The sequence below is a fragment of the Streptococcus azizii genome (genome assembly GCF_001984715.1).
In the GTDB taxonomy this organism is placed as follows: Bacteria; Bacillota; Bacilli; order Lactobacillales; family Streptococcaceae; genus Streptococcus; species Streptococcus azizii.
This window is the reverse complement of the sequence record NZ_MSPR01000001.1, coordinates 132,051-145,554: the sequence shown is the minus strand read 5'-3', so window position 1 is coordinate 145,554 and position 13,504 is coordinate 132,051. Positions and strand designations below refer to the sequence as shown.

Below are 13,504 nucleotides of genomic sequence, written 5' to 3'. Positions count from 1 at the left end.
CCACAGAAGTTCGGTGAACTGTTTCAACTGGTCACCTAGAAATACGAGAGTGACCACAGAAGTTCGGTGAACTGTTTCAACTGGTCACCTAGAAATACGAGAGTGACCACAGAAGTTCGGTGAACTGTTTCAACTGGTCACCTAAAAATACGAGAGTGACCACAGAAGTTCGGTACCAAAAATACCCAAGCGAGACTAGCTTTCACAACCGATAATTGTGAAAGCTAGTCTATTTTTAATGTTTATGGAGCATAGAAGGAATAACGCCTGTCGACAGTCTATTGGCTATTGATAGCGCCATTCAGTATGTTTTCGAGAGTACAAATGGAAACGGCAGACTTTCACTAGGAAGCCTAAAAGCCCCCTTAAGTGGACGAAGTAAGGCGGGTATGATATACTAGGGCTACTTTACTAACGATAGACGGGGGAAGTGCGCGTGCAAATGGTAGATTGGATCGTTCGGTATCAGAAGCAACTGATGGTGGGGCTGTTCTTGTGTTTGGCCTTGGTGTCAGTATTTGTCCTAGCGGATTTTCAGCCTATTCTAAAGATGAATGCCCAGTCAATCTTGTCCTTAGATGAGAAAAAAGAAACGGTCCTTACTTTAACGGCTCTGACGGGGACAACCTCAACTGCCATTACCCTGATTCCTGGTGATGTCGGTACTCCTCTAGCAGAAAATATCGCTGATTTGGCGGACTATCTCCTCATCGTATACGCAGGTATTTGGTTGCAAAAATATTTGCTGTCCATTACCAGTATCGTGGTATTCAAATGGCTCATTCCAGCAGCCTGCATCTTGTTTGCAGGAAATGTCTATCTGAAAAGGGAGGGACTCAAACAGCTGGCGGTGCGCCTGTCTCTCTTTGCAACAGTTATTTTGTTCATCATCCCGACTAGCGTTTTGGTATCAAATAAGATTGAGTCAACCTATCAAGCCTCTATTCATCAGACCATCGCAGCTGCCCAGGAAGTGTCAGAAACGGCATCAGAGCAAAGTAGCGAAAGTTCTCTCTGGGAAAAGGTGACAGGAGCAGCTCGGGGGCTATTGGAGAAATTTGAGACAGCTTTTAGCAATATGGTGGATGCGGTGGCGGTGTTGATTGTGACGACCTGTGTCATTCCGATCCTGGTGTTTGCTTTCTTTATCTGGCTGTGCAACATCATCTTTGGCACGCGCCTGACAACTTCTATGCCTCAAAAACGAATGCTAGGGAGGGTGATTCGCAAGTAATCCCCACATGATAAGTTGTGATAGAAGAATTGTGAAAAACCGGATTTTCATCTGGTTTTTTCTTAGATTCATTCAATTTTCTGACAAATTATGATAGAATGGAAAAAAAGAGTTTGAGGATAAGACATGACATTAGTATACCAATCAACACGCGATGAGAAGAATACCGTAACAGCTAGTCAAGCGATTTTGCAAGGGTTGGCAACAGACGGAGGTCTATTCACTCCGTTGACCTATCCGAAAGTAGCCTTGGACTTTGACCGCTTGAAAGAGATGTCCTATCAAGAAGTAGCCAAATTAATTTTAGGGGCCTTTTTGGATGACTTTACACCAGAGGAGCTGGACCGCTGTATTAGTAAGGCCTATGATAGCAAATTTGACGATGAGCGGATTGCACCTCTTGTAAAACTGGATGGTCAGTACAATCTAGAATTATTTCACGGTTCAACGATTGCCTTCAAAGATATGGCTTTGTCTATCCTGCCTTACTTGATGACAACAGCAGCTAAGAAACATGGCTTGGAAAATAAAATCGTCATTTTGACTGCGACGTCTGGAGATACTGGAAAGGCAGCCATGGCTGGTTTTGCAGATGTCCCTGGTACAGAGATTATCGTCTTTTATCCAAAGGATGGCGTCAGCAAGGTGCAGGAATTACAGATGACCACTCAAACAGGGGAGAATACTCACGTGGTGGCCATTGACGGGAACTTTGACGATGCTCAGACCAATGTCAAGAAAATGTTTAATGACGAGTGCTTGCGGGCCAAATTAGAGCATAAACAGTTGCAGTTTTCATCTGCTAATTCGATGAACATTGGACGCCTTGTGCCACAGATTGTCTACTATGTCTATGCCTATGCGCAGTTGGTCAAAGATGGGGAGATTGTAGCGGGGGAGCTGGTCAACTTCACTGTTCCAACAGGGAATTTTGGGAATATCCTAGCGGCCTTCTATGCTAAGCAGATTGGCCTACCGATTGGGAAATTGATTTGTGCTTCCAATGAAAACAATGTCTTGACAGATTTCTTCCAGACCAAGGTCTATGACAAGAAGCGCTCTTTTAAGGTGACGACGAGTCCTTCGATGGATATTCTTGTATCCTCAAACTTGGAGCGCCTGATTTTCCATCTTTTAGGAAATGATGCAGCCAAAACAGCTGAGTTGATGGCAGCCTTGGCGGTAGATGGTCAGTATGAGGTACAGCCGGTAGATGAGGCTCTGTTTGGCCTGTTTGCAGCAGGGTGGGCGACTGAAGAAGAGACGGCTCAGGAAATCAAACGTGTCTATGATCATTCTCGGTATATTGAGGATCCACACACAGCAGTAGCGTCCAGTGTTTACCAAAAATATATAGCTGATACGAAGGATGCGACAAAGACGGTGATAGCTTCGACAGCTAGCCCTTATAAATTTCCAGTAGTTGCAGTTGAAGCGGTGACAGGAGAGACTGGCTGGAGTGATTTTGCGGCGCTTGAGCAGTTGCAGAACCTGTCAGGTGTGGGACTTCCGCAGGCAGTGAATGGCTTAGAAACAGCTCCAGTTCGTCATCGTACCGTCGTTGCAGCTGAGGATATGCAGGCAGAAGTTGAACGCTATCTAGGATTGTAAACAGGAAAATCATAAAGGTACAAAGGACGTCAAAAAGCGATTGTACCTGAACGAGGCAACTCTCCACTGGAGGGAGGCTTCCGTGCAAGAAAAAGAAGGAGGGAGCTTTTTAAGCTCCTTTATGATATGGTAGATTATCGAAAAATAATGCAAATTGCCCTACCAGCGATGGCGGAAAATATATTACAGATGCTCATGGGCATGGTGGACGGCTACCTTGTGGCTAGCCTTGGCTTGGTAGCTATTTCAGGTGTATCGGTAGCAGGTAATATCATCGCCATCTATCAAGCGATTTTTATTGCGCTGGGAGCGGCTATTTCAAGTGTCTTGGCACGTAGCAGAGGAGCAGGTGATGAGGAAAGCCAAGCCCGTCATGCGACAGAGGCTCTGAAGGTCACGCTCCTTCTAGGTCTTGGCCTGGGTCTTATTTCAATCCTCTTTGGTCCTACTATCTTGCGTCTGTTAGGGACAGAGGCGGCAGTAGCAGAAGCAGGAGCTCTCTTTCTGGCTATTGTAGGTGGGACCATTGTTTTGTTGGGCTTTATGACGAGTTTGGGTGCCTTGGTGCGAACGACCGGCAACCCCCGTCTTCCTATGTATATCAGTCTTTTAAGCAACTTGCTCAATGCCGTGTTCTCTAGTCTCTTTATCTTTGGCTTTCACTGGGGGATTGTTGGTGTAGCTTTAGGAACTGTTCTAGCACGTTTGGTTGGAGTCATAGTCTTATGGAACAGGCTCTCCATTTCTTTTGCTAGACCAGACTGGGGCTTGGATAAGGAGCTACTGGGTCTGTCCTTGCCTGCCGCAGGGGAACGGCTCATGATGCGAGCAGGAGATGTGGTGGTGATTGCGCTTGTCGTGCATTTTGGAACAGGAGCAGTGGCTGGAAATGCGATCGGTGAAGTCCTGACCCAGTTTAACTACATGCCTGCCTTTGGGATTGCAACGGCGACGGTTCTCATGGTAGCGCATAGCTTGGGACAAGGAAAAGCAGAGGAAATAGATCAGATTGCGAAAAAGACCTATTGGCTTGCGGTGGGCTTGATGTTGCCAGTGGCTGTATTGATGTATGTGTTAGGTAGCGCCTTGACCCGCCTATATACACAAGATAGCACTGCCGTTGCAGCCAGCCTTTTGGTTATTCTCTTCTCACTTCTTGGCGTCCCCTTTACAGCTGGGACAGTCATCTATACGGCTGTGTGGCAAGGCTTAGGAAATGGGAAACTCCCTTTTTATGCAACGGCGATTGGCATGTGGGGAATTCGGATTGGGATAGGCTACTTGCTTGGGATCGTTTTAAGATTTGGCCTGCCGGGTATTTGGGCAGGCACGCTTCTAGACAATGCCTTTCGCTGGATCTTCTTACTAGCCCTCTATCATCACCGTAAAAAAAGGTCTGTATAAGCTAGACTGCTCCATTATTTTTGTGATTGTGCTGATGACGAGTGTTTCAGAGTAGTAATGGCTTGTATACATGATCATCGAGATGGATTCTTTGGCATGATTTGTTCAAATCATGTTTCTAAAAATAGCCTCTCAAGGCTGAAAGAATGTGGTATACTATTGATAATGAACACAATAAAAAATACTTCAAGAACATTACAACCTTTTACGAAATGGACTGGCGGAAAACGACAATTACTCCCTGTTATTAAATCGTTTATGCCAGAGTCTTATCATCATTATTTTGAGCCATTTATTGGTGGGGGAGCCTTGTTTTTTGATTTGGCACCCAAGACGGCCTACATCAATGATTTTAATAGTGAGCTAATAAATTGTTACCAACAGATAAAAGATAATCCAGATGAGTTAGTCGCATTATTAACCCAGCATCAAGAGAATAATGCGAAAGAATATTATCTAGAGTTGCGTTCTGCTGACAGGGATGGGCGGATTGATAATATGTCACCTGTTGAACGTTCTGCGCGTATCATGTATATGCTGCGGGTTGATTTCAATGGCTTATATCGTGTCAATTCTAAGAATCAGTTTAATGTTCCCTACGGTCGCTATAAGAATCCTAAAATTGTCGACGTTGATTTAATAATGACCATTTCAAAGTACCTTAACGAAAACAACATTCATATTTTGAACGGGGATTTTGAAACAGCAGTTCAAGCGGTCCAGGCAAGAGATTTTGTTTATTTCGACCCTCCCTATATTCCCCTTTCTGAGACGAGTGCTTTTACTTCTTATACTCATGAGGGATTCTCCTATGAAGACCAAGTCCGATTGCGGGATACTTTTAAAATGTTATCTAAAAAAGGTGCGTTTGTCATGTTATCAAATTCTTCTAGTCCATTAGTTGAAGAATTATATCAAGATTTTAATATCCATGAGGTAGAAGTCACTCGAACAAACGGTGCTAAAACCTCTAGTCGTAGGAAAATATCGGAAATTCTCGTAACTAATTATGAAAAATAACGAATATAAGTATGGGGGAGTTTTAATGACTGAGCCATACTATAATAAAGGAAATTCCATTCTTGTTCATGCGGATACTTTCGAGTTTTTATCAAAAATGAAAGGTGAGAGTATTGATATGATTTTTGCAGATCCGCCGTATTTTTTAAGTAATGGAGGAATTTCTAACTCTGGAGGGAAAGTTGTTACAGTTGATAAAGGCTGCTGGGATAAGGTGGACTCGTTAGAAGAAAAGCATGACTTTAATCGAAAATGGATAAATTTGTGTAAAAAAGTTTTGAAGCCAAATGGCACCATCTGGATTTCTGGGAGTTTCCATAATATATATTCGGTTGGTATGGCTCTAGAGCAAGAAGGATTTAAAATTCTTAACAATATCACTTGGCAAAAGACTAATCCGGCTCCTAATCTATCCTGTCGTTATTTTACGCATTCAACTGAAACGATTTTGTGGGCTCGAAAAAATGATAAAAAAGCTCGTCACTACTATAACTATGCTTTAATGAAAGAATTGAATGATGGCAAGCAAATGAAAGATGTCTGGACGGGTTCACTTACGAAACAATCAGAAAAATGGGCTGGCAAGCATCCTACCCAAAAACCAGAGTATCTTCTAGAGCGAATTATATTGGCTTCAACTCAAAAAAACGATTGTATTTTAGACCCGTTCGTAGGAAGTGGAACAACTGGTGTCGTAGCTAAGAGATTAGGTAGAAAATTTATAGGAATAGATGCTGAGGAAGATTTTTTGAAAATAGCGAAAAGAAGATTGGAGAAAGAGGATGAAGGAGACTAGAGATTTTGAAGAATGGTTGTCCACGATGACAGATACTGTAGCTGATTGGACTTACTATACAGATTTTAAAAAAGTATATAAAAATGTTGAATCCATAAAAATCCCATTAAACATCATGAATAGTTTAATTGGAAGTGCTAACATTAGGGAGGAGTTCCTGACATTATTATCAGGTTATCCTGAGATTTTAAAAGTTATTCCGATTATTATTGCAAAACGTCTAAAAGATTTGATAATTGTAAAAGATGCTGAAAAAGATTTCTATTTTAATTTTAAAAAACGAGAGTACTCCGATGAAGAATATGCAGATTTTTTAGAAAAATCAGGGATATTTGACTTATTACAAAATCATTTAATATCTAACCTGGTTGACTATGTGACAGGTGTTGAAGTAGGGATGGATACCAACGGTCGTAAAAATCGTACAGGTCATGCTATGGAGAATATCGTTCAAAGTTATCTTGAGGCAGAGGGATATACTATAGGGGAAAATCTTTTCAAAGAAATTTATCAAGATGATGTTGAGCGACTATTTTCTGTAGATTTATCTGCGATTACTCATGAGGGAAACACTTCTAAACGATTTGATTTTGTTATTAAGACTGAAAATACTTTATATTTAGTGGAAGTTAATTTTTATTCTAGTGGTGGTTCAAAGTTGAACGAGACCGCCCGTTCCTATAAGATGATTACAGAAGAAACCAAGAGGATTCATAATGTTGAATTTATGTGGTTTACCGATGGTAAGGGGTGGAATAGTGCAAAAAAGAATTTACGGGAAACTTTTGATGTCTTGCCACTTTTATATAATATTAACGATTTAAAAAATAATATTTTAAAGACTTTAAAGTAGCTAAAGTTGCAAAAGAATAAAACGGTTTTGTGCAGTAATATTACGATGCGCTCCTCCTAGTCGGTAAATAGTGAGAATCCGAGCATTTTCATTAGAGACTAGAGGGGCGTTTTCCTATATCCAAAAAGCCAATACATAAATGCAACCTCTTCCTACCCAAAAAATGTTTGGTTTTTGCTTAGATTTGCCATGGAATCTTTCATCAAACTATACAGTGAGGATGCTTTGTGCTACAATGATGTAGTCATTTGGTTTATCTTCTATTACTTCGACGAGTGAAAAGCTCCAGTGGAGGTTTTCAGTCTACCACCTGTCATTAAAAAGTGGTGGTTTGAAACTCCGTTTCCCTATTTTCAACTTTGCCCACTTCGCTCTCGAATTTCTAGGCTCAGGCTGAAACAGTTCACCGAACTGTTTCACTCCCCCAGATTATTGGGACTCGCTTTGCTGTACTCTACGATTGTTATTGGCTATCGTCAGTATGATGTCCAACCTTCAACAGCCTAATGACTGTTGAAGTAGCCTGCAGCCCGTTGCATAGTACTACAAGTAAACGAAAAGACTATAAATATAAAGCACTCTTTGATGGCGAGGAGTTCGATGACTATAATGAAGTGTGAGGAATAAAGGATGAAAGCAATTATTACAGTTGTTGGAAAGGACAAAACAGGGATTGTAGCTGGTGTATCTGCCAAGATTGCCGAGTTAGGACTGAACATTGATGATATCTCCCAGACAGTTCTGGATGAATTTTTCACCATGATGGCGGTTGTATCTAGCGATGAGAAGCAAGATTTTACTGCCTTGCGCAGTGAATTTGACAGCTTTGGTGAGACCTTGAATGTCAAGATTAACATTCAAAGTGCAGCGATTTTTGAAGCCATGTATAACATCTAAGAGGTAGGATATGGATATTAGACAAGTGACAGAAACCATTGCCATGATCGAGGAGCAAAACTTTGATATTCGGACCATTACCATGGGAATCTCTCTCCTTGATTGTATGGATACGGATATTGAGCGAGTAGCAGAGAAAGTTTACCAAAAAATTACGACCAAAGCACGTGAGCTAGTTGTAGTCGGAGATGAGATTGCTGCTGAGTTAGGTATCCCCATCGTTAACAAGAGGGTCAGTGTGACTCCCATCGCCTTGATTGGTGCAGCGACGGATGCCCCAGACTATGTCCCCTTAGCCAAGGCGCTTGATCGTGCAGCCAAAGAAATTGGTGTTGACTTCATCGGTGGTTTTTCTGCCTTGGTGCAAAAAGGCTACCAAAAAGGAGATGAGATTTTAATCAATTCGATTCCTCGCGCCCTAGCCGAGACGGATAAGGTTTGCTCTTCGGTTAATATCGGCTCGACCAAGACAGGTATCAATATGACGGCCGTAGGCGATATGGGGCGGATTATCAAGGAGACAGCGGAACTTTCTGAAATGGGGGCTGCGAAACTAGTCGTCTTTGCCAATGCAGTAGAGGATAACCCTTTTATGGCAGGGGCTTTCCACGGGGTTGGTGAAGCAGATGTCGTTATCAACGTTGGCGTATCAGGGCCTGGTGTGGTCAAACGGGCTCTTGAAAAAGTGCGTGGAGAGAGCTTTGATGTGGTTGCTGAAACGGTCAAAAAGACAGCCTTTAAAATCACTCGTATCGGTCAATTAGTCGGTCAAATGGCGAGTGAGCGTCTCGGAGTCAAGTTTGGAATCGTTGATTTGAGTCTTGCTCCGACTCCTGCTGTTGGTGATTCTGTGGCACGGGTCTTGGAGGAGATGGGGCTTGAAACGGTCGGAACGCATGGGACAACGGCGGCCTTGGCTCTTTTAAATGATCAAGTAAAAAAAGGTGGAGTGATGGCCTGCAATCAAGTCGGTGGTCTTTCAGGGGCTTTTATCCCAGTTTCTGAGGACGAGGGGATGATTGCAGCTGTTCAGTCTGGTTCGCTTAACCTGGAAAAATTAGAAGCGATGACGGCAATTTGTTCGGTAGGATTAGACATGATCGCTATCCCAGAAGCGACCCCGGCAGAAACAATCGCCGCTATGATTGCAGATGAGGCAGCCATTGGAGTGATCAATCAGAAAACCACAGCAGTAAGGATTATCCCGAGGGGAAAAGAAGGGGATATGATTGAATTTGGTGGCTTGCTCGGAACGGCTCCGGTTATGAAAGTAAATCCAGCTTCCTCTGCGGCCTTTATCGCACGTGGTGGACAGATTCCAGCGCCAATCCACAGTTTTAAGAATTAGAGAAGCAGGAAACGATTGTCTTAGACGGTCGTTTTTTGATATAATAGAGAAAAATAAGGAGAAGTGCAAATGGCAGAAACAAGATTATACATAGCCCGCCATGGAAAGACCATGTTCAATACGATTGGTCGTATTCAAGGCTGGTGTGATACTCCCTTGACGAAAATAGGCGAAGAGGGGATTCGTGAGTTAGGACTTGGTTTGAAAGAAGCTGATTTGGAATTTAAGCTAGCCGTATCAAGCGACTTGGGAAGAACGGTGCAGACGATTACCATCGCCCAAAGAGAACTAGGTATTCTTGGAAAAATTCCTTACTACCAAGACAAGCGGATTCGCGAATGGTGCTTTGGTAGCTTTGAAGGGATGTATGATGGGGAATTGTTTAACGGAGTTTTACCACGGATTAGCGGAATTGTTGATGCAAGTACCATGTCCTTTGCCGAGATTGCAGCAGGTGTCTACGAAGCGGACTCAGCGAATTGGTCCGAACCTTGGGAAGTTTTGAAAGAGCGTATTTTGAGTGGCTTTGAAAGCATTGCAATAGATCTTGAAAAGCAAGGGGGAGGAAATGCCTTGGTCGTGAGTCATGGGATGACCATTGCTACGCTAGTTCACTTACTGGCGCCAGATCGTCCGACAAATTTAGCACTAGATAATGGGTCTATTACCGTATTGAAGTATGAAAATGGTCAATTTGGCATTGAAGCAGTTGGAGACCTCTCCTATCGACGCATTGGGGCAGAATTGCTCAAAAAGAATAGTTGATGATAAAGTAAGGGAGTCGCCTGAACCGATTATGTTATAGAGCAAGAGTGGGGAAGTCTTTGTCCAAAGATGTTGAGACTTCTTCGCTCTTTTCATGTTCTTTGATAATCAAAGGCGAACGAGGGAGCTAGGTGAACTCTGTGTGAAAAGATGGGTAGCTGTAATTGTCTAAAGCCGAAACAGTGGTCATCTTTTTTCTTGACAACTGTATCGAAGTGCGATATACTTTGTATCGAAGTTCGATGTATCGTACTGCAAGGAGGACGAATATGGAGGAAAAAATCAGGCGAATCTATCTTCCGATGACAGAGACAGCATTTTATATTTTGTTTGCCTTGCAGGAAGAACGACATGGTTATGATATTACCCAAAAGACCAAAGAAGTGACTGGAGGTCAGGTAGTGATTAGTCCGGGAACCATGTATGGCACTCTTTCTAAGATGGAAAAAGATGGCTTGATTGCCTTTGTTCGTGAGGAAGAAAAGCGCAAGCTCTATCTGATAACGGAATTGGGGCAAGAGGTTTTAGAGATTGAAAGAGCTAGAATTGAGCGTCTTTATCGAAATAGCCGAGGCGAGAAATATGACTAGCACAAATGGAGAGAAATTGATGTCCCGTCAAGCAGTGGATCCTCTTTCCGTGTTGGCAAAAGCGAGAGTGGTACAGGTGTCAACTAGCTATATGAAAGGACTTGAAAGGAGCTAGGATATGAAAAAAGAAGTGAAACTTTTCTTCATTACGGACTTTGAAAAAGAGGAAGCCTACTTGGCAGATATGCACCGCAGGGGCTGGAAATTGAAGGCAATACGGTTTTTCTGTCTCTTTCTATTTGAGCCTTGCAGACCAGAAGAAGTTGCTTATCGTCTGGATTTTAAGCCAAACTTGGGTGAGGACAGGGAGATTTATCATCAACTCTATGCAGATTATGGTTGGGAGTATGTCTGTGCCTGCAACAATTTTGCCTATTTCCGCAAATTGCGAACAGCTGGGGAGGAAGCCGACATCTACAGCGATAGACAGACAAAGTTGGAGATGATTGGTAGAATTTTTAAACGTCGCTTTCTATTATTAGTGTCCATGGGGGTCGTTATCTTTTGGAAGGCCCTTAGAAGTAGGGGCGATCTTTTCTCACCAGCATGGATAGTACTGTCAATCGTCTATTGTTTCTTAATTTTTTACTGTGGCATTGGATTTTATAAATTGAAAAACCAGTATGCGAAAGGAGAATTGAGATGAACAATGACCAGCGAAAAAGAGCTACTATCGCAGTATTGCCCATCTTATGTATCAATTTTGGGATGAATCTGCACCGTGTGCAGTTTGAACACGTGGTCCTCCTAACCTTCCTCGTCAATACCGTAGTCCTTGCTCACCCAATCTTGATAGGGCTAATCCTGTATCGCTTGTGGAAATTAGAAAAGAATAGAAAGGGGAAACTATGAAGAAAAAGTATAAAAATCTTTTAAAGATGATGGGGAGTTTAGTATTGTTGTTTCTCATCAGTCAGCCGTTGACGTATCTGATCTATTACCAGGGCAAGCTAAACTTATTGACGGCTTGGGGAGCCAGTTTACTCTACTTCGTCACAGTTTTAGGAATGCTTGTTTGGTTTTGGCGTACATATCACACACAGACAGCAGCGCGTCCTCTGCATCTGAAGGATGTAGGAATTGCCCTCTTATTTGGCCTGCTTGCAAGAGTCGTTGCTATTGTTGGCACTTTGTTGATTCTGCTCATGAGCGGACAAGCGACGAGTGCTAATGACACCGCCTTGTTTGGTATTGCAGCAACGTTAAAAAATGGCTTTTTTCCAGTTGCTCTTTTATTCTTATTCTATACTTCCTTAGTGGCACCGATTGTCGAGGAGCTGGTTTTTCGCGGTCTCTTTACCCAGCTGTTATTCAAGGATGGTCCCAAATGGCTCGCCTGTCTGCTATCATCAGCAGTATTTGCAGCCCTGCACCTCCACTCATTTGCTCCTATTGAGTTCCTCCTCTACTTTGCTTTGGGTAGTGTGTTGTACCTATCCTATGCGCGTCGGGGGGAGATTAAAGACTCCATCTTGGTTCATATCTTGAATAATGCGCTGCCAACCGTGGCCCTTGCGATGACGATTTTCGGATAATCTAGGTCCTCAGACTGATTTTTAGCACTCTTTCAAAAAGAGTGCTAATTTTTGGCTTTTCAACCTTGACAATCTGACAAATCAGTGTATAATAGAATCATAAAGTTAGCACTCGCTTATCTAGAGTGCTAATAGAGGAACCTAGAATGGGGGTGAGTTTTTGATAACAGAGCGCCAACATGACATTCTCAATTTGATCGTTGAAATCTTTACAAAAACGCACGAACCTGTGGGTTCTAAAGCTCTCCAAGAAAGTATCGCCTCAAGCAGTGCAACCATTCGCAATGAAATGGCGGCCCTTGAGAAGAAAGGGCTTCTTGAAAAAGCCCATACTTCTAGCGGTCGCATGCCCAGTGTGGAAGGTTTTAAGTACTTTGTGGAGCATTCGTTGACCTTTGACAGTCTAGTTGAAGAAGATGTCTATCAGGTTGTCAGACGTTTTGATAGAGAATTTTTTCGACTGGATGACATTTTTCAGACAGCAGCGGATAGTTTGTCAGAGCTGACAACTTGCACAGTGGCAGTACTTGATGTTGAGACGAGCCAGCAGAGGTTAACAGCCTTTGATGTCGTTGTCCTCAGTCAACATGCGGCCTTGGCTGTCATGACTCTGGATGAGTCGAAAGTCTTAACGAAGCAGTTTGCCATTCCTAAAAATTTCCTACCGGGAGATTTGACAGAAGTCAGCAGGCTAGTTCGGGAGAGATTGCTCGGAAAATCGGTGCTGGATATCCACTACAAACTCCGGACCGAGATTCCTCAGATTATCCAACGGCATTTTGTAACGACGGACAATGTACTTCATTTATTTGAACACATCTTTTCTGATCTTTTCACAGAAGAAATTGTGACTGCGGGGAAACTTCGCCTGCTTGATTTTGCGGATATTAGGGCCTATCAGTTCTTTGATTTTCCGCAGAAAGTAGCCCTTGAAATGCGGAGCAATCTTGCAGAAGATGAAATGCAAAGTGTCAAGGTAGCAGATAGTCGAGAACCCTCGCTCTCTAACCTAACCGTTGTGACGACGAAATTTCTGATTCCCTATCGTGGATTTGGAATCTTGTCTGTCATCGGTCCGATAAATATTGACTACAACCGCTTGATGAGTCTAATCAACCTCGTCAATCGTATTCTCATGATGAAACTCACCGATTTTTACCGGTACCTAAGCAGCAATCATTATGAGGTTCATTAAGATGTGAGAGCGTTAAAAGCTCACAGTGAAAATAGGAATCACGACGCAGTGCTAAGGCACTAGAAGGGATTATCTTTTTCACTTAGAGCTTAGCTCGAACTCAGTTACATTAAGATACGAGAGCGTCAGAAGCTCCCAGAGAAAATAGGAAGTCAGCCGCTGAGTCTTACAGACTCTAGGGTGAATGATCTTTTTCTCAAGGAGCTTAGCTCGAACTCAGTTACATTAAGATGTGAGAGCGTCAAAAGCATACAGT

14 protein-coding genes are annotated in these 13,504 nt (G+C 42.8%); all 14 read left to right on the top strand.

Annotated elements, in window-relative coordinates; genetic code table 11:
• Nucleotides 1-442 precede the first annotated feature (442 nt).
• Nucleotides 443-1,234 (top strand): hypothetical protein, encoded by a 792-nt coding sequence (locus tag BVE84_RS00690; protein WP_083708233.1) that lies wholly within the window; start codon nt 443-445, stop codon nt 1,232-1,234.
• A gap of 126 nt (nt 1,235-1,360) precedes the next feature.
• Nucleotides 1,361-2,845, top strand: coding sequence for a threonine synthase (gene thrC / locus BVE84_RS00685; protein WP_076995169.1), 1,485 nt, complete (start codon nt 1,361-1,363; stop codon nt 2,843-2,845).
• 126 nt (nt 2,846-2,971) lie between these two features.
• A complete protein-coding gene (locus BVE84_RS00680) occupies nt 2,972-4,249 on the top strand; it encodes an MATE family efflux transporter (protein ID WP_076995168.1) in 1,278 nt (425 codons plus the stop codon).
• 165 nt (nt 4,250-4,414) lie between these two features.
• Nucleotides 4,415-5,269 (top strand): DNA adenine methylase, encoded by an 855-nt coding sequence (locus tag BVE84_RS00675; RefSeq protein WP_076995167.1) that lies wholly within the window; start codon nt 4,415-4,417, stop codon nt 5,267-5,269.
• Complete coding sequence (locus tag BVE84_RS00670) at nt 5,259-6,065, top strand: DNA-methyltransferase (RefSeq protein WP_076995166.1); 807 nt, start codon at nt 5,259-5,261, stop codon at nt 6,063-6,065. The genes BVE84_RS00675 and BVE84_RS00670 overlap by 11 nt, the downstream gene beginning before the upstream one ends.
• Nucleotides 6,052-6,918, top strand: a complete 867-nt coding sequence (locus tag BVE84_RS00665) for a type II restriction endonuclease (RefSeq protein WP_076995165.1) — start codon at nt 6,052-6,054, stop codon at nt 6,916-6,918. Before BVE84_RS00670 ends, BVE84_RS00665 begins: the two co-directional genes overlap by 14 nt.
• A 630-nt stretch (nt 6,919-7,548) precedes the next feature.
• Entirely contained in the window at nt 7,549-7,815 is a 267-nt protein-coding gene (locus BVE84_RS00660) for an ACT domain-containing protein (RefSeq protein WP_076995164.1), read from the top strand.
• A 10-nt stretch (nt 7,816-7,825) separates the two neighbouring features.
• Nucleotides 7,826-9,163 (top strand): PFL family protein, encoded by a 1,338-nt coding sequence (locus tag BVE84_RS00655; RefSeq protein WP_076995163.1) that lies wholly within the window; start codon nt 7,826-7,828, stop codon nt 9,161-9,163.
• Nucleotides 9,164-9,232: 69 nt separating this feature from the next.
• Nucleotides 9,233-9,928 (top strand): histidine phosphatase family protein, encoded by a 696-nt coding sequence (locus BVE84_RS00650; RefSeq protein WP_076995162.1) that lies wholly within the window; start codon nt 9,233-9,235, stop codon nt 9,926-9,928.
• 269 nt (nt 9,929-10,197) lie between these two features.
• On the top strand, nt 10,198-10,518 hold the full coding sequence (locus tag BVE84_RS00645; RefSeq protein WP_083708235.1) for a PadR family transcriptional regulator: 321 nt from the start codon (nt 10,198-10,200) through the stop codon (nt 10,516-10,518).
• Nucleotides 10,519-10,636: 118 nt separating this feature from the next.
• On the top strand, nt 10,637-11,164 hold the full coding sequence (locus tag BVE84_RS00640) for a DUF2812 domain-containing protein (protein WP_076995160.1): 528 nt from the start codon (nt 10,637-10,639) through the stop codon (nt 11,162-11,164).
• Nucleotides 11,161-11,370: a hypothetical protein gene (locus BVE84_RS00635; protein ID WP_076995159.1), complete on the top strand. Its 210-nt coding sequence runs from the start codon at nt 11,161-11,163 to the stop codon at nt 11,368-11,370. The genes BVE84_RS00640 and BVE84_RS00635 overlap by 4 nt, the downstream gene beginning before the upstream one ends.
• Nucleotides 11,367-12,053: a CPBP family intramembrane glutamic endopeptidase gene (locus tag BVE84_RS00630; RefSeq protein WP_076995158.1), complete on the top strand. Its 687-nt coding sequence runs from the start codon at nt 11,367-11,369 to the stop codon at nt 12,051-12,053. The genes BVE84_RS00635 and BVE84_RS00630 overlap by 4 nt, the downstream gene beginning before the upstream one ends.
• 160 nt (nt 12,054-12,213) lie before the next feature.
• Nucleotides 12,214-13,248 carry a heat-inducible transcriptional repressor HrcA gene (gene hrcA / locus BVE84_RS00625; protein WP_076995157.1) on the top strand — a complete coding sequence of 345 codons (1,035 nt, stop codon included), beginning with the start codon at nt 12,214-12,216 and terminating at the stop codon, nt 13,246-13,248.
• Nucleotides 13,249-13,504 lie beyond the last annotated feature (256 nt).

Bases quoted from the DNA above. Each gene is read 5' to 3' on its own strand.
- thrC (WP_076995169.1), top strand. From the start codon at position 1,361: ATGACATTAGTATACCAATCAACACGCGATGAGAAGAATACCGTAACA.
- BVE84_RS00680 (WP_076995168.1), top strand. From the start codon at position 2,972: ATGGTAGATTATCGAAAAATAATGCAAATTGCCCTACCAGCGATGGCG.
- BVE84_RS00640 (WP_076995160.1), top strand. From the start codon at position 10,637: ATGAAAAAAGAAGTGAAACTTTTCTTCATTACGGACTTTGAAAAAGAG.
- BVE84_RS00690 (WP_083708233.1), top strand. From the start codon at position 443: ATGGTAGATTGGATCGTTCGGTATCAGAAGCAACTGATGGTGGGGCTG.
- BVE84_RS00650 (WP_076995162.1), top strand. From the start codon at position 9,233: ATGGCAGAAACAAGATTATACATAGCCCGCCATGGAAAGACCATGTTC.
- BVE84_RS00655 (WP_076995163.1), top strand. From the start codon at position 7,826: ATGGATATTAGACAAGTGACAGAAACCATTGCCATGATCGAGGAGCAA.
- BVE84_RS00660 (WP_076995164.1), top strand. From the start codon at position 7,549: ATGAAAGCAATTATTACAGTTGTTGGAAAGGACAAAACAGGGATTGTA.
- BVE84_RS00665 (WP_076995165.1), top strand. From the start codon at position 6,052: ATGAAGGAGACTAGAGATTTTGAAGAATGGTTGTCCACGATGACAGAT.
- BVE84_RS00635 (WP_076995159.1), top strand. From the start codon at position 11,161: ATGAACAATGACCAGCGAAAAAGAGCTACTATCGCAGTATTGCCCATC.
- BVE84_RS00630 (WP_076995158.1), top strand. From the start codon at position 11,367: ATGAAGAAAAAGTATAAAAATCTTTTAAAGATGATGGGGAGTTTAGTA.
- BVE84_RS00645 (WP_083708235.1), top strand. From the start codon at position 10,198: ATGGAGGAAAAAATCAGGCGAATCTATCTTCCGATGACAGAGACAGCA.
- BVE84_RS00675 (WP_076995167.1), top strand. From the start codon at position 4,415: ATGAACACAATAAAAAATACTTCAAGAACATTACAACCTTTTACGAAA.
- BVE84_RS00670 (WP_076995166.1), top strand. From the start codon at position 5,259: ATGAAAAATAACGAATATAAGTATGGGGGAGTTTTAATGACTGAGCCA.